The sequence below is a fragment of the Pseudomonas sp. LBUM1648 genome (assembly GCF_059716145.1).
Genome location: NZ_CP166808.1, coordinates 3,503,398 through 3,521,664 on the forward strand (window position 1 = coordinate 3,503,398; position 18,267 = coordinate 3,521,664).

An 18,267-nucleotide genomic window follows, 5' to 3' on the forward strand; every position below is an offset into this window, starting at 1 on the left:
TAACGCCGGCACACTACAACTAAGCGTAACCCTGGTATGTAGGAATAATCCGAGACTCAACAGGGAAGTCTTACCTACTGCAATGGGAAAAATACCGGGAGAGCGTGCTCCCCCGGTAAATGCTCAGTCAGATTTAATTGGTTAGCGTTGCGTCACAGTAGTTTCCGCTATCGTTGAGCAAGGAAACCTCATTAAGGAATACCAACGACGGTGTCGGCGCACCAGAAATGGTGACCTCATACCAGATCTTGATATATCCATTCGGAAGACCGGAGCTGCGTGGCGGTTGAATGGGCTTCAACTTCGTCAAATATGGCTGGATATTATCTATAAACACACCACCTGTTTCAGTGCCGGTAATAGTGTAAGTCTTGCTGAACTCAGTACCTGGAATTTCTTTGAGGCCTAGTAAGTCCTCTGTGCCTACCGATTTTAATGTTACGGACGTGCCTGTCGGCATATGAGTCGGATCAATCGGAACTGTCACTGGCAACTCATAAGCGGGGCGAGTCAAGTACCGGCATGATACCAACAAGTTATACAATCGAACTGATGGTGGGGGCAGCGTAACCCGAACATTGTCAATAATCACCTCAGTATCAGGTGACTTCATTACATTGCGTCCACCCGTTTCCTCAATCGTCCAGTAAGCGATTTTTGTACCTGGGCCCGCTGCGTCAATAACAGCAGGAAGCATCGAAAAGGTTATTGGTGTTGTTGAACCGGCAGTCAGCAACTGGGTAGATACAGCAGTGCCATTGAACCAGAGTTTTGCAGTTTCGTCCCCTAGTGGCACCCATACTACGGGAGCAGTAATCATTGGTGTGCTGATGTCCGCATTTTTACCTCGGTCATCCGCAGTAATATGATTAGGTGTTAGAGAATCCCCTAGAACGGTGACCTTCGTCATATTTGGGTTTTCCCTACTAGGGAAGACCGGATTGACAGGGCCTCGGTAGGTAAAGTCCAGAGCGGAATCCGTATCGACTGAGTCAATCAACGGTTCAAGGCCACGTGAAAACTTGTAATTGGCGATAATCGGAACTTCCGCTGTAGCGTTGCCCCAAAGCGCCAACAATCTACTGGTAGTAATCTGGAACTGAAGTGTTCTTGGCGCTGTGCCCAAGGGTTGAGTGCCCAGTGAGATCGGCAATGTACCATTGGTGACCGATGTGATAATGCGGTCATTCTCATTACCATTGGTGGTATACGGCACATTCACAAAAACAGGACCTTCAATATCTTCAAGGTCGATGACATCCGGCGAAATGCCCTTGGGAATTACACAAGGAATCAAAGAAGGGGGCGGAAGGCGCCGAACATTAAACGATCCGGAAAGAGCGGGAGCACTTTCATTACCCACTACATCGCGCAATACGTACCAGATAAAGTAAAGTGAATCGAGTTTTGGAAGTTGGGCTTGTGGAATATTCACAGTGGCCGAGGTCAGCGGCTGACTATGGACAGGTGTACCCGCCCCATAATTTGTGTCGATATAGACATCAATCACATCATCAGGGCGATAAAACTCATAGCCAATATTGACACTCAAAGAAAGTTGCGAGTTATTCTTTAGCCACTCATCATCAATCAATCTGGGCGCTGGCAAGTTCAAGAAGGTAAATGCCTCCGGCTTGTACTTAGTACCGGAAGCTTTATCCTCTTCAGGCGCAGTGCGATCAATCTCCGCCGTCACCCACCCGGTATCGTCCGGATTGCCATCTATACCTCTGAAATGCGTAAACTGAAATTGATAAGTTGTCGAAATCTTCGTCACATCATCATCAACAAGCCCTGCTGTAGGTACCGGGATGTCTAAAAATTCAGGGCGAGTGGCTATAGGCCCAAAAACATCAGAGTCAACTATCGTTTCAGTCCCGGACGGTCCTTTGCGCTGCCAAAGTTCCCATTCATCGTTATCGTGAGGAAGCGTAATTGTTTTAGTGTCGAATCTGACTATCATCGGTCCTGGGTCTAGAATCGATTTTGGAATCAGATTGTCTACAATCTGCCCCACAATGACGGGTGCATCAGCGAGAAGGCCTACGTTAACGGTGGACGTACGCAACGCCAAACGAGAATTCGCTGATACTTCTTGGGCTGTTAGTTTCTTTCCTTTACCGATTTTCTCTTGGATAGTCATCTTTTTTCTCCGAATAAAACATCCAAGCCAAATCAATCCCGGCATGTTACGAAGTTTGACGAAACGGCATAAAAAGTACGTCAACACTCTCACCGGGCGACTGGCTACCTGTTTATGAAACACAACGGCACCGCAAAACGCAGGAAAACTTCAAACTTCTTCATATCCCAACGGAAATCCACCGCAGGGAATGGGTTCACCATTGGTAGTTCGATCTATCTTCACATATTCTTTAAAAGACCTTGCAAACGGCACACCATTTCTAACTATCGTGTATTGCGCCGCCCCCGAGTGCTTGTTAAACATCGGCCTTACATAGGGCTCAAAAGGTATTTCAAAGAAAAACCCATCTCTCGCGTCCGTTAAACTCAATGTTTTGGTTAACCGAAACAACTGGGTTAGCGGGGGCGGTTCGATGTTGAGATTCGGGAAGCCCTGCCACTCAAGGACAAACTCGTCAAACTCTCGAAAAACGAGTTCCGCCGAAATTTTTAATCTGATGCACTCCCAAACAGGCGGACTGTCCGGATATTCAGGAGTACATCCAATATATCCCGATATATTTGCGTCCGGAAAACCGGGCGCCTTAAGAGTTGGTGCCAAAGCGTGATCAATTGTCAGCTTCTTTATAGGAGAAGGATCATCGTTCCCATCATAGCCTTCAAGGATATAATAGATAAAAGCGACCCCATCCTCCCTCATTTGTTGGGGCGTCAATGGAAAAGTAAACTCTGGCTGGTCATCTACTTCGGTGTATGTCTCGGTATATATTTCCTTCTCAACATTGTTCTGTTTCCAGAAGATATGAAGGATCGAAAACCGTCCGGGTCGATCAGGGAAACGATCCCACCTGGGAACTCTGATGATCGTCCCATTAATCAGTTGCTCCAAAGGTACACGGCCTTCCGAATCGCTCTCGCTTACACCGTCAATTTTCAAACCTGCAGCGGTGACGTGTTCATTAGGCTCTGGCATCGCGGATTCTCGCTCTGTGAGGTGGTCTCAGCGCATATTCTTGTTGAATGACGCTTTCAGATATTGAGCGCCGATTCACTCCAACTGCCTACTGTCATATCTGACAGGTAATGCGACCGTCTGTCGGGAGTTAGAGGGAATTCTGCGCGAGAGTGGGTTGACGGGAGTGAGGTTTATCGTGTCTTCTGAAACCGGTTTCAGGCGTTTCCTACAAAAATAAGGTCAATCCCTTGAACGATTTCTCTGCCGCCCAACGCAGCCGCGTCACCATGCTAGATGTCGCCGAACGCGCCGGTGTTTCCAAGGCCAGCGTGTCGCGCTTCATCGGCGATGACCGCGCCCTGCTCTCCGACGCCATTGCCTTGCGCATCGAGCAAGCGATCAGCGCACTCGGCTATCGCCCGAACCAGATGGCCCGTGGCCTTAAACGCGGTCGCACTCGCCTGATCGGCATGCTGGTGGCCGATATCCGTAACCCTTATTCGATTGCCGTGATGCACGGGGTGGAAACCGCCTGCCGTGCGCACGGCTACAGCCTGGTGGTGTGCAACACCGACCGCGATGACGAACAGGAACGCCAGCACCTGGCGCTGCTGCGTTCGTACAACATCGAAGGGCTGATCGTTAACACCCTCGGCCATCACCGTGACGAACTGCATGAACTGCATCGCGAAATGCCGCTGGTGTTGGTGGACCGCAAAGTCGACGGACTCGACAGCGACATGGTCGGGCTGAACAACCCGCAGGCAGTGGAGATGGCCCTCGCCCATCTTGAACAGCGCGGTTATCGCGATGTGTTGCTGGTGACCGAGCCCTATGACGGGACCAGTTCGCGGATCGAGCGGGTCAGCAGTTTTCAGGCACAGATTGCGCAGCGCTCCGGGTTGACTGGCGCGGTACTGGAGACCGGCGATGAGCTGGCGACTGGTCTGCAGAATTTTCTAAACAAACCTGCAAATGGGCCAAAGGCACTGTTCTGCGCCAATGGCGTGGCGGCGCTGACCAGCACTCGCGCATTGCGTGAGATCGGCTGTCGGCTGTTCGAGGATGTCGGGCTGATTGCCCTGGATGATCTGGATTGGTATCCGTTGGTGGGCAGCGGGATTACGGCGCTTGCCCAACCGACGGAGGCGATTGGTGCGCGGGCGTTTGAGTGTTTGCTCAAGCGCTTGCGTGGGGATGCTGGCGAGGCGCGGGTGCTGGATTTTGCGCCTGTGTTGGTTGAACGCGGTTCGACCCTCGGGAATTTGCGGTGAATTTGCCGGCCCTCTTCGCGAGCACTCGCGAAGAGGGCCGAAAGAAAAGCACATCACTCACTGATATTTTTTTGAACAAAAATGAAACCGGTTTCAGAGGTAAAAAAACAATGAATAAACCTGCCGTTTCCATCAGCCTGTCCAGCTACGGCGCCGAGCTTGTGCGTCAACGCGGGCAAGACTTTTTTATTGACGTGCTAGCCGCCGCCGGTGCCGATCGCATCGAGTGGCGCGAGGAATTGCTGACCCGTGAAGTGCCCGCGCATTTGAGTGCCGCCACCGCCGCGCTTGGATTGCAAAGCATCTATTCCTCACCGACCGAACTGTGGCTCGCCGGCCAGGCACAACCCAATCCCGAGTTGATCACCGCCCTGCAGCACGCCGAGGCGTTCGGTTCGAAGTGGCTGAAAGTCTCCCTCGGCTACTTCACCGACAACTGTGATCTGTCAGTCCTCAAGCAACGGCTCAATAACAGCCCAGTGCAATTACTGGTGGAGAACGACCAGACCCTGCACGGCGGGCGGATCGAACCTTTTCAGCGTTTCTTCACCGCCGTCGAACAGCACAACCTGCCAATCAAAATGACGTTCGATATCGGCAACTGGCAGTGGCAAGACCAGTCCGCCACCAGCGCCGCACGCCTGCTCGGTCGCCACGTCAGCTACGTGCACTGCAAGGCCGTGGCCCGGCGTGCCGACGGCAAACTGGTAGCCGTGCCGCCTGCTGTCAGCGATTTGCATCTGTGGGAACAACTCTTGCGGCACATGGCCCAAGGCGTTATGCGCGCGGCCGAGTATCCGTTGCAGGGTGATGATCTGGTCGAGTTGACCACAGCACACGTCGCCACCCTCGCCCGTCTCGGCCAATCGCGTCTGGAGCCTGCCCATGTCTGAGATCGATATTCTGTCGTTTGGCGAAACCATGGCGATGCTGGTGGCCGAGCAATGCGGTGATCTGGCGGCGGTCGAGCACTTTCATAAACGCATTGCCGGCGCCGACAGCAACGTTGCGATCGGCCTTTCGCGGCTCGGCTTCAATGTGGCCTGGCTGAGCCGGGTGGGTGCCGATTCGCTGGGTCGCTTCGTGGTCGAGACACTGGCCAAAGAGGGTCTCGATTGCAGCCATGTCGATGTCGACACAGCGCACCCCACCGGTTTCCAGTTCAAGTCGCGCACCGACGATGGCAGTGATCCACAAGTCGAATATTTCCGTCGCGGCTCGGCGGCCAGTCATCTGTCACCACGCTCAATCACCGAAAGCCTGCTGAGCGCCCGGCATCTTCATGCCACGGGCATTCCGCCAGCGCTGTCGGCGTCAGCGCGGGAAATGTCGTTCGAGCTGATGAGCCGCATGCGCAATGCCGGGCGTAGCGTGTCGTTCGACCCCAATCTGCGCCCGAGCCTGTGGGCCAGCGAACGCGAAATGATTACTGAGATCAACCGCCTCGCCGCCCTCGCCCATTGGGTGTTGCCGGGGTTGAGCGAAGGTCGCTTGCTCACCGGTTTTGAAGATCCGGCGGACATTGCCGCGTTTTATCTCGATCAAGGCGCCGAAGCGGTGGCGATCAAACTTGGCCCACAGGGTGCCTATTACCGCACGCATCTGGATCAGGGCTTTGTCGCCGGGGTGCCAGTGGCCCATGTCGTCGACACGGTGGGTGCCGGTGACGGCTTTGCGGTGGGGATGATCAGTGCCCTGCTCGAACACCAGAGTTTTGCCGAGGCGGTGCAGCGTGCGAACTGGATTGGCAGTCGGGCGGTGCAGAGTCGCGGGGATATGGAGGGTTTGCCGACCCGCCTGGAGTTATCGGTTGAATTTGAGTCTGCCTTCGCGAGCAGGCTCGCTCCCACGTTTGAAATGCATTCCCTTGTGGGAGCGAGCCTGCTCGCGAAGAGGCCAGCCTAGTCAGCGAAAAATTTGAACCTGCTGCGACAAAAACAACAAGCTCAGGAGCAACACCATGAAAACCGCAACCCTCGCCGCCCGCCGCTGGTGGTACATCATGCCGATCGTGTTTATCACCTACAGCCTGGCGTATCTCGATCGCGCCAACTACGGCTTCGCCGCCGCCTCCGGCATGGCCGAAGATTTGATGATCACCCCGGGCCTGTCTTCATTGCTCGGTGCGCTGTTCTTCCTCGGCTACTTTTTCTTCCAGGTGCCGGGGGCGATCTACGCGCAAAAGCACAGCGTGAAGAAACTGATTTTTGTCAGCCTGATCCTCTGGGGCGGGCTCGCCACGTTGACCGGCGTGGTCTCCAACGCCTATTGGCTGATCGTTATCCGCTTCATGCTCGGCGTGGTCGAAGCCGCCGTGATGCCGGCGATGCTGGTCTATCTGTGCCACTGGTTCACCCGTGCCGAACGCTCGCGGGCCAACACCTTCCTGATCCTCGGTAATCCGGTGACGATGCTGTGGATGTCGGTGGTCTCGGGTTATCTGGTGCAGCATTTCAGCTGGCGCTGGATGTTCATCATCGAAGGTCTGCCGGCGGTGCTCTGGGCGTTTATCTGGTGGCGTCTGGCCGATGATCGTCCAGCCCAGGCCAAGTGGCTAAACGACCAGGAAAAGCAGGACCTGGAAAGCGCTCTGGCCGCCGAACAGGTCGGGATCAAAGCGGTGAAGAACTACGCCGAAGCGTTTCGCTCGCCGAAGGTGATCATCCTGGCGTTGCAGTTCTTCTGCTGGAGCATTGGCGTTTACGGCTTTGTGCTGTGGCTGCCGTCGATCCTCAAGGCCGGCGCGCAAATGGACATGATCGAGGCCGGCTGGCTGTCGGCGCTGCCGTATCTGGCGGCGGTGATTGGCATGCTCCTCGTGTCGTGGGGCTCGGACAAACTGCAAAAACGCAAACGCTTCGTCTGGCCGCCGCTGCTGATCGCCTCGATTGCTTTCTACGGTTCCTACGCACTGGGCGCGGAACATTTCTGGTGGTCGTACACGTTGCTGGTGATTGCCGGCGCCTGCATGTACGCGCCCTACGGGCCGTTCTTCGCGATCGTTCCGGAGATTCTCCCGGCCAACGTCGCCGGCGGCGCGATGGCGCTGATCAACAGCATGGGCGCACTCGGTTCGTTCGGCGGTTCATATCTGGTGGGTTACCTGAACAGCTCCACCGGTTCGCCCGGTTCCTCCTACCTGCTGATGAGCGGCGCGTTGCTGCTGTCGGTGGTGCTGACGATTTTCCTCAAGCCCGGCGCCAGTGATCGCGTCGTGGCCAAAGCCGTGGCCACGCGTCCCGTGCCGGCTCATTCCTGAAGAGATTTTTGCCATGAAAAAACAGGTCGTTCTTTACAAGAAACTCTCGCCCGCGCTGATGGCGCGCCTGCAAGAACAGTTTGATGTGACGCTGATCGAAAGCCTCGACGCCCAAGGCCTGATGCAACTGCGCGATGCCCTGCCCCGCGCCCACGGTTTGCTCGGTGCCAGTTTGAAACTCGACGCTGCGTTGCTGGATCTGGCACCGCAACTGGAGGCCATTGCCAGCGTGTCAGTGGGCGTCGACAACTACGATATCGACTACCTGACCCGCCGCAAGATCCTGCTGACCAACACCCCCGACGTACTCACCGAAACCACGGCCGACACCGGTTTCGCGCTGATCCTCGCCGCCGCCCGGCGTGTGGTGGAACTGGCCAACATGGTGCGCAGCGGCCAGTGGCACCGCAACATCGGCCCGGCGCATTTCGGCACCGATGTGCATGGCAAGACGCTAGGGATTATCGGCATGGGCCGGATTGGCGAGGCGTTGGCGCAGCGCGGGCATTTCGGCTTCGGCATGCCGGTGATTTACCACAGCCAGTCGCGCAAACCGGCGGTTGAGGAACGCTTCGACGCGCAATACCGCAGCCTGGAGGATCTGTTGCAGCAGGCCGATTTCATTTGCCTGACCTTGCCACTGACGGCACAGACTGAAGGCCTGATCGGCGCCGAGCAGTTTGCGTTGATGCGCCCGGAAAGCATCTTCATCAACATCTCGCGGGGCAAGGTGGTGGACGAGGCGGCGATGATCGATGCGCTGCGTCACAACCGGATTCGCGCGGCGGGGCTGGATGTGTTCGAGCGTGAGCCGTTGAATCATGACTCGCCGTTGTTGCAGCTCAACAATGTGGTGGCGACGCCGCATATGGGGTCGGCGACGCATGAAACGCGCGAGGCGATGGCGCGCTGCGCGGTGGAGAATCTGCTGGCGGCTTTGGCTGGGGAGAAGCCTTTGAATCTGGTGAACCGGGATGCCTGGCTGGGTTGAGATCTCCTGTGCCTAATGGGCCTCATCGCTGGCAAGTCAGCGATGAGGCCTGTGCGGGCAGTTCAAGATTGTCAGGCACTGCGCGCCTGCAACAGCTGCGCCGCACACAACGCAATCCGCGCACAGGCATCTGCCAGTTTCACCCGATCCACCACCAACCCGATGCGAATATGCCCCGCCGCACTCGGCCCGAACGCTTCACCGGCCAGCACCGAAACGCCATAACCTTCCAGCAATCGTTCGGCAAACGCCTGGGCACCGAGCCCGGTCTGGCGCACATCGACCATCACGAACATCCCGCCATCCGGGCGGATCGGCTGCAACCCCGGGCAACCACGCAAGCGCTCGCACACCAGATCCCGCCGTAGACGATATTCCTCGCGCATCTGCGTCACTTCCGGCAAATCGCTTTCCAGCGCCACCTGCGCCGCTTTCTGCACAAAGTCCGGCAGCCCGAACAACATGCTCAATGACAGATTGACCAGATGTTCGGCCAAGGATTTTGGCCCGATCATCCAGCCGATACGCCAGCCGGTCATCGCATGGGATTTCGACAGGCTGTTGATCGTTGCCGTCCGCTCGGCCATGCCGGGCAGACTAGCCGGGCTGATGTGCTCGCCTTCATAAAGCAGCTCGCTATAGACCTCGTCGCTGATCAGCCACAAGTCGTGGTGAATGCACAACGCCGCCAGTTCCTGCCAGATCAGCAGCGACAGGCTCGCGCCGCAGGGATTGTTCGGACTGTTGAGCAGCATGGCGCGGGTTTTCGGGGTGATGCGTGCGGCGACATCCGTGGGATCGACACGAAAGCCGTTTTCCGGACGCACCGGCACTGGCACCACGGTCGCACCGCAAGCGCCGAACACGCCTTCGTAGGTGACGTACATCGGCTCGGCGACGATCACTTCGTCGCCCGGATCCAGCAGGCATTGCGCCACTGAATACACCGCGCATTGTGCGCCGGGCATGACAATCACATGGTCGGCGTCGACCACCTGGCCACTGCGTCGGCGATGGCGAGCGGCAATCAACTGGCGCAGGGCCAAGCGACCGCGCACGTCGGAATAATGTGTATCGCCCGCCAGCAGGCTGTCGATGGCGCCGTGGACAATCGGCAGCGGTGTGTCGAAATCAGGATCACCCACGCTCAGCAGCAGAATATCGACACCCTCGGCGCGTAACTCCAGCGCTCGGTCATGAATCTGCCAGGCCGCTGCTCCCTCGCCGGCGATTCGTTGGGTCAAGGCTGAATAGCGCATGTACGTCTCCTGATTGCGCAGTCTCCAGCCTTCACCCTATCTCAAATCACGAAACGCGCCACCATGGCATTCAAGTCGACCGCCAGACGCGACAGTTCGTGGGTTGCTGCGCTGGTCTGGTTGGCGCCTGCTGCCGATTGCGTGGCCAGATCGCGAATGTTCACCAAGTTGCGGTCGACTTCGCGAGACACCTGCGCCTGCTCTTCGGAAGCGCTGGCGATGACCAGGTTGCGTTCGTTGATCTGGTGGATCGACTGGGTGATCTGCTCCAGTGCCACGCCAGCGGCGCGGGCCATTTCCAGGGTGGACTGGGTGCGCTGGTTGCTTTGCTGCATCGAGGAAACCGCTTCACCGGTGCCGTTCTGGATGCCGGCGACCATCTTCTCAATCTCTTGAGTCGACTGCGCGGTGCGATGTGCCAGTGCCCGCACCTCATCAGCCACCACGGCAAAACCACGTCCGGCCTCACCGGCACGGGCCGCTTCAATGGCGGCGTTGAGCGCCAGCAGGTTGGTCTGTTCGGCGATGGCGCGGATAACGTCGAGCACCTTACCGATGTCACGACCTTGCGTGGCAAGACCTTCGATCATTTGCGCGGTGTTCTGCACGTCGTGGGTCATGGTCTGGATCGCGTCGACGGTTTTCACCACTTGATCGCGGCCTTCACGGGCGGCGTGGGTCGACTGATTGGAGGCTTCGGAGGTCGACACGGCGTTACGCGCCACTTCTTCCACGGCAGCGGTCATCTCGTTGACGGCAGTGGCGGCTTGTTCGATTTCATTGTTCTGCTGTTGCAGGCCACGGGACGCTTCTTCTGTCACCGCGCTGAGCTCTTCGGCGGCGGCGCCCAGTTGCGTGGCGGAACCGGCGATCTGCTCGATGGTTTTGCGCAGGTTGGTTTGCATCGCCGCGAGGGCTTCGAGCAAACGGGCAGGCTCGTCCTTGCCGTCGACTTCGATGAGTTTGGTCAGGTTGCCGTCGGCAATGGTCCGCGCAGCCTCGACGGCACGGTTCAGCGGCGTGACGATGCTGCGAGTCAGCAAGAGCGCCAGCAACACGGTGGCCAGCGCAGCAACCACGGCGACGATGACGATACCGGTGATGGCGCTGTCGTAATGTTCGCCAGCCTTATTGGAAGCAGTTTTCGCATCGGCAGCGTTGATCGCGATGAGCTTGTTGAGTTGCTCACCCATCTGGTCGGTGCCGTCCTTGATCCGCGTGTTGATCAGGGTACGCATCTCGTCAACTTTGTCCTGACGCGACAGCTCCAGCATCTGGTTTTGCGCTTGCAGGTAGTTGTCCAGCGTCGTCGCGAACGTCTGGTAAATCGCGCGCTCTTCCGGGCCGGCCGGCAGCGCGGCGTACTTGGCCTGGCCGCTGCGAACCTTGTCCACCAGAACACCGATGCGGGTTTGTGCTTCTTGCAGGGCGGCCGGGTCGCGGTTCACCAGAACCCGGAACGACAGGATGCGCAGACGCAGGACGTTTTCCGTGACGATGGCAAGCTGGGTCACGCTGGGTAACTGCGTCGAGTCCATCTCGACTGACGCCTGACGGATGATCGTCATGCGGTTCACGGCGAACACGCCGAGCACGACTACCAGCAGGGCAATAAAGGCAAAACCGAGGAAGGCACGGGGCGCGATATTCAGGTTACGCAAGGACATAGTTGGACTCTCGGAAGATAGAAACTACGAGCGTCCATGCCGTGATCACTGACCCGTGGGGGGCGGGCTTCAGTCCGGCGTCACTGTTTTTGGGATTCTTGTGCGCGCCTATTGGCTGTATCGGCCAGGCTTTAGGAAGGTTGCGTGTAAAGAGCAAATATTTTTCTGGGTGTTACACCATTGAAACACCGCGCGCACGCCCCGTGCAGGAGGTTGGTCAGGGTTTGGTGGAGAGTCGCCAGACTCGAGCGATGTCACACGCTCGCTCGCGCAGCAGAAGCGGCGCTTGCGCGCAAGCCTGCTCCAGCGTCATCGGCCCGCTGGTCACGGCGAACGCGGCATCAATGCCATGAGCGTACAGCTCCTGATAACCCTCGCCCAATGTCCCCGCGATGACAATCACCGGGACGTTGTGTTGTTTGGCAATCCGCGCCACGCCGAACGGGGTTTTGCCGCGTAACGTCTGCGCATCGAACCGTCCTTCGCCGGTAATCACCAGATCCGCGCCTTTGATCGCCTCGGCCAACCCGACCAACTCGGCGACCACCTCGACCCCGGCCTGAAACTGCGCACCGAGAAATGCCTTGGCGGCAAAACCCAAGCCACCCGCCGCACCGCTGCCGGGTTCATCGCGAACATCTTTACCCAAGGCTTGCGCGCTCAGTTCGGCGAAATGCCCCAACGCTTGATCAAGTTGCTGCACTTGTGTCGGCGATGCACCTTTCTGCGGACCAAAAATCGCCGAGGCACCGTGTGGGCCGCACAGCGGGTTGTTAACGTCGGCGGCGATATCGAAACGCACCTGAGCCAGACGCAGGTCCAGTTCGCTCAAGTCCAGACGCGCCAATTGCGCCAGCGCCAGGCCGCCGGGCACCAATGCCTGACCTTGTGCGTCCAGCAACTTCACCCCCAACGCCTGCATGGCTCCGGCGCCCCCATCATTGGTGGCACTGCCGCCGATCGCCAGAATTACCCGTTGTGCCCCGGCATCCAGCGCTGCGCGAATCAGTTCGCCGGTGCCGAAGGTGCTGCTGATGCACGCATCGCGCTGCCCCGGCGGCACCAATTGCAAGCCGCTGGCCTCAGCCATTTCAATGATCGCGGTGTGGTTATGCGGCAACCAGCCCCAAGCGGCGTCAACCGCTGAACCCAACGGGCCACGCACGCGGGTGCGGCGCAACTCGCCTTCGCACGCGGCGAGAATCGATTCGACCGTGCCTTCGCCGCCGTCAGCCATCGGGCATTTGATGAGTGTGGCCTGCGGCCAGATTTGCGCCAGGCCCAGAGCAATGGCCTCGGCGACGCCTTGGGCACTCAGGCTGTCCTTGAACGAATCGGGGGCGATGACGATCTTCATGCGAATTCTCCAGTTCCAATGCTCATCATGCTGCCAGTCGGTCTGCGCATTGACGCCGGTCCGCTGCACAATGGGCGCAGGCGTTTATTGTTCATTTCTACAAAAGCCCTGGAGTGGATGCTGAATGTCCCGGCGCCATCGCTGGCAAGCCAGCGATGGCGTCTTCAAACACACCTCATGCAGAGGGATCAGTTTGCGGCAGCAATTGCACCCCAAGATACAGCGCCAACATCCCTTCCAGCCTCAACGGATCCACCCCACTGATCTCGGCAATCCTTTCCATCCGATAGCGCAGGCTATTGCGATGAATCCCCAGTGCATCGGCACACGCCTGACTCTGCCCATCGTGATCGCACCAACTGCGCAACGTCGCCAGCAACTGGCCGTTGCTGTCCTTGGCGATCACCTTGCGCAGAGGCTTGAGCAGTTCATCGAGCGCATCGTCGTTGCGATGCCGCCAGAGCATCACCGGCAAGCGATAGCGATTGAGGGTCAACAGACGTGAATGCGGCAATACCTCGCGGCCATAGGCAAGCAGATCGCCCACCCGGCGATAACAACGACGCAACCCGCTCAACCCGTCCGCCTGCCCACCCACTGCAATGCGCAGGACGTTCCAGCCCAGGCCGTCGAGCTTCTCCAGCAAGCGATCATGCTCGACGTTGTGGCTCGCCGGCCGACACCACAGCAGCGACGACTTTGCCGAGCTCACGCACCAACTGTCCGGATAGCGTGACATCAGCCAGGCACTCAGCGCCTCGACGGTTTGCCCCGGGCCATGTTCCGGCCCCAATTCGAGCAAATACGGGATCCGCGTCAATTGCGGTTTGAGACCGAGTTGCTGCGCTTCATCGACCAGCCGTGGTGAATCTCCCGCCTCGCTTAACAGCAGCGCCAGCAGATCATCACAACGTTGACGCCGCCATTGCTGCTCGGCCTGCTGATTGCGCTGACCTACCAACATTTCCGCCGTCATGCGCACCAGTTCGGCGTAGGTGCGCAGTTGTTCCGGTTCACCGGTGATGCCAAGCACGCCGATCAGACGCTGATCAAGCAGCAACGGCAGGTTGATCCCCGGCTGCACGCCTTTCAAATGCTGGGCTGTCGGCGCGTCGATTTCGACCACCCGACCGTTGGCCAATACCAGTTGCGCGCCTTCATGTCGGGTGTTGATCCGCTCCGGTTCGCCGCTGCCGAGGATCAGCCCCTGGCTGTCCATGACGTTGACGTTGTACGGCAAAATAGCCATGGCCCGGTCGACGATGTCCTGCGCGAGGTCGTGATCGAGTTCGAACATGGTGGGCAAGATCCTTAAAAACGGGGCGGACGGTTGTTCACGCGCACAGGGCTTGGCGGCAAACCCTGTGCTCAGGCACAAAGACAATCCGGCCAAAGGTGGCCGAGACTCTCAGGGCGATCAACGTTACCCTTTGCATCGCAAAAAATCATAATAAAGAGAGAGCCGCTATGTCGCAGAGCGCCGCAGCTACCCAGACCATCGATGACGGTAAAAACGCCGTTTATAAACGCATCACCCTGCGTTTAATCCCCTTCATCTTCATCTGCTATCTGTTCAACTACCTCGACCGGGTAAACGTTGGATTTGCCAAACTGCAGATGCTCGACGCGCTGAAATTCAGCGAAACCGTCTACGGCCTCGGTGCCGGTATTTTCTTCATCGGTTACGTGCTGTGCGGCGTACCGAGCAATCTGGCGCTGACCAAATTCGGTCCGCGGCGCTGGATCGCGCTGATGATGATCACTTGGGGCACGCTGTCGACCTGCCTGTTGTTCGTCACCACCCCCACCGAGTTCTACACCCTGCGCCTGTTCACCGGTGCTGCCGAAGCCGGGTTCTTCCCGGGCGTTGTGCTGTATCTCTCGCAGTGGTTCCCGACGTTCCGCCGTGGCCGGATCATGGCGTTGTTCATGTCGGCGATCCCGGTGTCCGGTTTGCTCGGCAGCCCGTTTTCCGGCTGGATTCTCAACCATTTCGCGGCGGGCCAGGGCGGTTTGGCCGGCTGGCAGTGGATGTTCCTGCTGCAAGGCATTCCGACCGTGATACTGGGTGCGCTGGCGTATTTCCTGCTGAGCGACAGCTTCGCCAACGCCAAATGGCTGACCCCACACGAGCGCGCCGTGCTCGAAGCGGATCAGGCCGAAGACTTGGCGAACAAGCCAAAAACCACATCTGATTCACTGCTGGCGGTATTCAAGAACCCGGCGATCTGGGCGTTTGGCTTGATCTACTTTTGCATCCAGAGCGGCGTGTACGCGATCAACTTCTGGCTGCCGTCGATCATCAAGAACCTCGGTTTCAGCGATAACCTGGTCATCGGCTGGTTGAGTGCGATTCCTTACCTGCTGGCGGCGGTGTTCATGCTGGTGGTCGGGCGTTCGGCAGACCTGCGCCAAGAACGTCGCTGGCATTTGGTGGTGCCGATGCTGATGGGTGCGATTGGTCTGGTGATTGCGGTGAACTTTGCGGCCAACCCGGCGATTGCGATTCTCGGTTTGACCATTGCGACCATGGGCGCCCTCACCGGCCTGCCGATGTTCTGGCCGGTGCCGACGGCGATGCTCAGTGCAGGCGCAGCAGCGGGTGGTCTGGCGTTGATCAACTCGATGGGGCAGATGGCCGGGTTCCTCAGCCCGTATCTGGTGGGTTGGGTCAAGGACAGCACCGGGTCGACCGATGCGGCGTTGTATCTGCTGGCGGGTGTGATTGTCGGCGGGAGCCTGCTGGCGTTGCGGATGACGCGGACGTTGCGGGTTTGATTTAGAAGATCAAACGATCGCAGCCTGCGGCAGTTCCTACAGTCGGTGTAGGAGCTACCGAAGGCTGCGATCTTTTGCTGTCAGGAAAACGCATCCAACTCAATTACTAATCCACCCGGCATCTGCACAAAGATCTGCCAGATCCCCTCGCCCGGCACTTGCGCCAACTGGTACGGCAATCCACTCTCACGCACCCGCCGCAACACAGTTTCCGCCGGCTCATCGGTGCGAAACGCAATGTGGCTGAGTTCAGTATCATCGAAAGTTGGCTGCTCGATCACATGCACCACGGCGTGCGCGTCCTGATACAGCCAGCGGCCGGGAAACGGAAACGGCGGCCGGCGCCCCGGCGCCAGCCCCAGCAATGCCGCGAAATTGTCCTGCAACGTCTGGCCGTCAGCGGTGTTGAAAGCCAGATGATCGAATGTCCACGTCATGCTCATCTCCTGCGGTTATTCACTGATTGCAGTATCCACACTTGCCAATCACGGAAAAATCCCGCTAAAACGCAAAGATCTTTAAAGGATTTTTACCAATGAGCTCGATTCTCGATCTGGAGATCTTCGTCCGCGTCGCCGACTCCGGGAGCATTTCCGCCGCCGCCCGCGCATTGGAGCTGACACCGGCCGCCGCCAGCATCGCCTTGAAGCGTCTTGAAACCCGCCTCGGCATCCGCCTGCTGGCGCGCTCCACCCGGAGCATGCGCCTGACTGAAGAAGGCCGGCGCTATCTGGAAAGTGTGCGCCTTGCCCTCGCAACACTGGCCGAGGGTGAGCAGGCGCTCAAGCGTCAAACCGAAGGCCTGAGCGGCGTACTGCAACTGGCGGCACCGTCGGACTTCGGGCGCAATGTGTTGTTGCCGTGGCTGGATGATTTCAAACGCGAACATCCGCACGTTCAGTTGCAACTGCTGCTGAACGACCGCCATGCCGATCTGTTTCGTGAAACCGTGGACGTGGCGCTGCGCTTCGGCGTACCGAGCGATTCGACGCTGGTGGCGTTGCCGATCCTGCCTGAGCATCGTCGCGTGGCTTGCGCCAGTCCAGCCTATTTAGCCCGTCATGGCACACCGCAAAACCCGAGCGAATTAACGAAGCACAGTGCCCTGCTCTACTTACGCAATGGTCGGCCTTACAACACCTGGCGTTTCAGTCGCGACGACGAAACGCTTGAAGTCGAAGTCCATGGCGACTATCTCAGCGACGACGGCGAAGTCGCCCGCCGTTGGGCACTGGCCGGGCATGGCATCGCTTACAAAGCCTGGCTCGATGTCGCCGAAGACGTGCGTGCCGGGCGACTGATGACCTTGTTCGATGACTGGGAAGGTGAAAGTGTGCCGTTCAATTTACTCTGCCCACATCGGGTGCAGGTATCGGAACGGGTCCGTGTGTTGCAGGCGTTTTTGCAGGCACGCTGCCGAGGCTTGGGCCGATAATTCACTTTGCCGCGTCGCACGCTTCTGGTATTTGATTAAGGCATTCCCACCGACAAAAGGATTTTGGCATGAGCTATCGCACACTGGGCCACTCGGGGTTGCAGGTGTCCACCCTCACCCTCGGCACGATGATGTTTGGCGAACAGACCAGCACCGAGGAGTCATTGCGCATCATCGACAAGGCCTGGGATCAGGGCATCAACTTCATTGATACCGCTGACGTGTACACCAATGGTCGCTCGGAAGAGATCGTCGGCGAAGCGATTGCCGGCAATCGCCATGAATGGGTCTTGGCGACCAAGGTGGGATTCGGCCCGGTGGACGGCGTACCAAACCGCAGCGGTTTAAGCCGCTAACATATCTTCAACGGACTCGATGCCAGCCTGACTCGGCTCGGCACTGATTACCTCGACATCTATTACCTGCACCGCGAAGACCACAACACGCCACTGGAAGTGACGATCTCGGCGATCGGCGACCTGATTCGTCAAGGCAAGATTCGTTACTGGGGCCTGTCGAACTATCGTGGCTGGCGGATCGCCGAGGTGATTCGCATCGCCGACAAACTTGGCATTGATCGCCCGGTGATCAGCCAGCCTCTGTACAACATCGTCAACCGTCAGGCCGAGACCGAGCAGATTACCGCTGCGCAGACGTATGGTCTGGGTGTGGTGCCTTACAGCCCACTCGCCCGAGGCGTACTCAGCGGCAAATACGCGCCAGACGTAACGCCAGACGCCAACAGCCGTGCCGGGCGTCAGGACAAACGCATTCTGGAAACCGAATGGCGGGTGGAGTCGCTGCGCATTGCCCAGCAGATTCAGCAATACACTGAGGGCCGTGGCGTCGGCATCGTCGAGTTTGCGATTGCCTGGGTGTTGAACAACAGCGCAGTCACGTCGGCAATCGTCGGGCCTCGTACCGAAGCGCAGTGGGACGCGTACACCAAGGCGCAATCGGTGAAGATCACGGCGGAGGATGAAGCGTTTATCGATTCGCTGGTGACACCAGGCCATGCCTCGACACCGGGGTTCAACGATGTAAGCCATTTTGTGTCGGGTCGCAAACCGCACCGGGCTTAAGATTTTTCCCTATCCCTGCAACAGCCGATACAATCGGCTGTTTTTTCATTGAATCGAGCACGATC

General features: G+C 58.2%; 14 protein-coding genes and 1 pseudogene. 8 read left to right on the top strand and 7 right to left on the bottom strand.

Features of this window, described 5'->3' with window-relative positions; all coding sequences use genetic code 11:
• Positions 1–133: 133 nt before the first annotated feature.
• Both ACA043_RS15920 and ACA043_RS15925 read right to left on the bottom strand, forming a co-directional pair.
• Positions 134–2,143, bottom strand: coding sequence for a hypothetical protein (locus tag ACA043_RS15920; RefSeq protein ID WP_497657376.1), 2,010 nt, complete (start codon positions 2,141–2,143; stop codon positions 134–136).
• Positions 2,144–2,293: 150 nt separating this feature from the next.
• Complete coding sequence (locus ACA043_RS15925) at positions 2,294–3,118, bottom strand: hypothetical protein (protein WP_489879534.1); 825 nt, start codon at positions 3,116–3,118, stop codon at positions 2,294–2,296.
• A 230-nt stretch (positions 3,119–3,348) separates the two neighbouring features.
• Between ACA043_RS15925 and ACA043_RS15930 the strand changes: the two genes are divergently transcribed.
• The 5 genes from ACA043_RS15930 (at position 3,349) to ACA043_RS15950 (ending at position 8,624) form a co-directional block, all read left to right on the top strand.
• A complete protein-coding gene (locus tag ACA043_RS15930) occupies positions 3,349–4,374 on the top strand; it encodes a LacI family DNA-binding transcriptional regulator (RefSeq protein WP_401263928.1) in 1,026 nt (341 codons plus the stop codon).
• 110 nt (positions 4,375–4,484) lie between these two features.
• Positions 4,485–5,267 (top strand): sugar phosphate isomerase/epimerase family protein, encoded by a 783-nt coding sequence (locus ACA043_RS15935; protein WP_497657377.1) that lies wholly within the window; start codon positions 4,485–4,487, stop codon positions 5,265–5,267.
• Complete coding sequence (locus ACA043_RS15940; RefSeq protein ID WP_497657378.1) at positions 5,260–6,279, top strand: sugar kinase; 1,020 nt, start codon at positions 5,260–5,262, stop codon at positions 6,277–6,279. Before ACA043_RS15935 ends, ACA043_RS15940 begins: the two co-directional genes overlap by 8 nt.
• A gap of 55 nt (positions 6,280–6,334) precedes the next feature.
• Entirely contained in the window at positions 6,335–7,633 is a 1,299-nt protein-coding gene (locus ACA043_RS15945) for an MFS transporter (RefSeq protein WP_401263923.1), read from the top strand.
• Positions 7,634–7,646: 13 nt separating this feature from the next.
• A complete protein-coding gene (locus ACA043_RS15950) occupies positions 7,647–8,624 on the top strand; it encodes a 2-hydroxyacid dehydrogenase (RefSeq protein WP_497657379.1) in 978 nt (325 codons plus the stop codon).
• A 71-nt stretch (positions 8,625–8,695) separates the two neighbouring features.
• On the opposite strand, the gene ACA043_RS15955 is transcribed toward ACA043_RS15950, so the two are convergent.
• The 4 genes from ACA043_RS15955 to ACA043_RS15970 all read right to left on the bottom strand — a co-directional run bounded on the left by ACA043_RS15955 (position 8,696) and on the right by ACA043_RS15970 (position 14,204).
• On the bottom strand, positions 8,696–9,883 hold the full coding sequence (locus ACA043_RS15955; protein ID WP_401263919.1) for a pyridoxal phosphate-dependent aminotransferase: 1,188 nt from the start codon (positions 9,881–9,883) through the stop codon (positions 8,696–8,698).
• Between the two features lie 41 nt (positions 9,884–9,924).
• Positions 9,925–11,550 carry a methyl-accepting chemotaxis protein gene (locus ACA043_RS15960; RefSeq protein WP_187679895.1) on the bottom strand — a complete coding sequence of 542 codons (1,626 nt, stop codon included), beginning with the start codon at positions 11,548–11,550 and terminating at the stop codon, positions 9,925–9,927.
• Positions 11,551–11,767: 217 nt separating this feature from the next.
• Complete coding sequence (locus ACA043_RS15965; protein WP_497657380.1) at positions 11,768–12,907, bottom strand: glycerate kinase; 1,140 nt, start codon at positions 12,905–12,907, stop codon at positions 11,768–11,770.
• Positions 12,908–13,082: 175 nt separating this feature from the next.
• Positions 13,083–14,204 (bottom strand): sugar diacid recognition domain-containing protein, encoded by a 1,122-nt coding sequence (locus ACA043_RS15970; protein ID WP_497614138.1) that lies wholly within the window; start codon positions 14,202–14,204, stop codon positions 13,083–13,085.
• Between the two features lie 170 nt (positions 14,205–14,374).
• Between ACA043_RS15970 and ACA043_RS15975 the strand changes: the two genes are divergently transcribed.
• A complete protein-coding gene (locus ACA043_RS15975; RefSeq protein WP_401263913.1) occupies positions 14,375–15,685 on the top strand; it encodes an MFS transporter in 1,311 nt (436 codons plus the stop codon).
• Positions 15,686–15,765: 80 nt separating this feature from the next.
• Here ACA043_RS15975 and ACA043_RS15980 read toward each other — a convergent pair whose 3' ends face one another.
• Entirely contained in the window at positions 15,766–16,122 is a 357-nt protein-coding gene (locus ACA043_RS15980) for a VOC family protein (RefSeq protein WP_187679899.1), read from the bottom strand.
• A 98-nt stretch (positions 16,123–16,220) separates the two neighbouring features.
• On the opposite strand from ACA043_RS15980, the gene ACA043_RS15985 reads away from it, so the two are divergent.
• Together ACA043_RS15985 and ACA043_RS15990 are read left to right on the top strand one after the other, a co-directional pair.
• Positions 16,221–17,120, top strand: coding sequence for a LysR family transcriptional regulator (locus tag ACA043_RS15985; protein WP_497657381.1), 900 nt, complete (start codon positions 16,221–16,223; stop codon positions 17,118–17,120).
• Between the two features lie 68 nt (positions 17,121–17,188).
• Positions 17,189–18,202 (top strand): annotated as a pseudogene (locus tag ACA043_RS15990) (aldo/keto reductase).
• Positions 18,203–18,267: the final 65 nt, after the last annotated feature.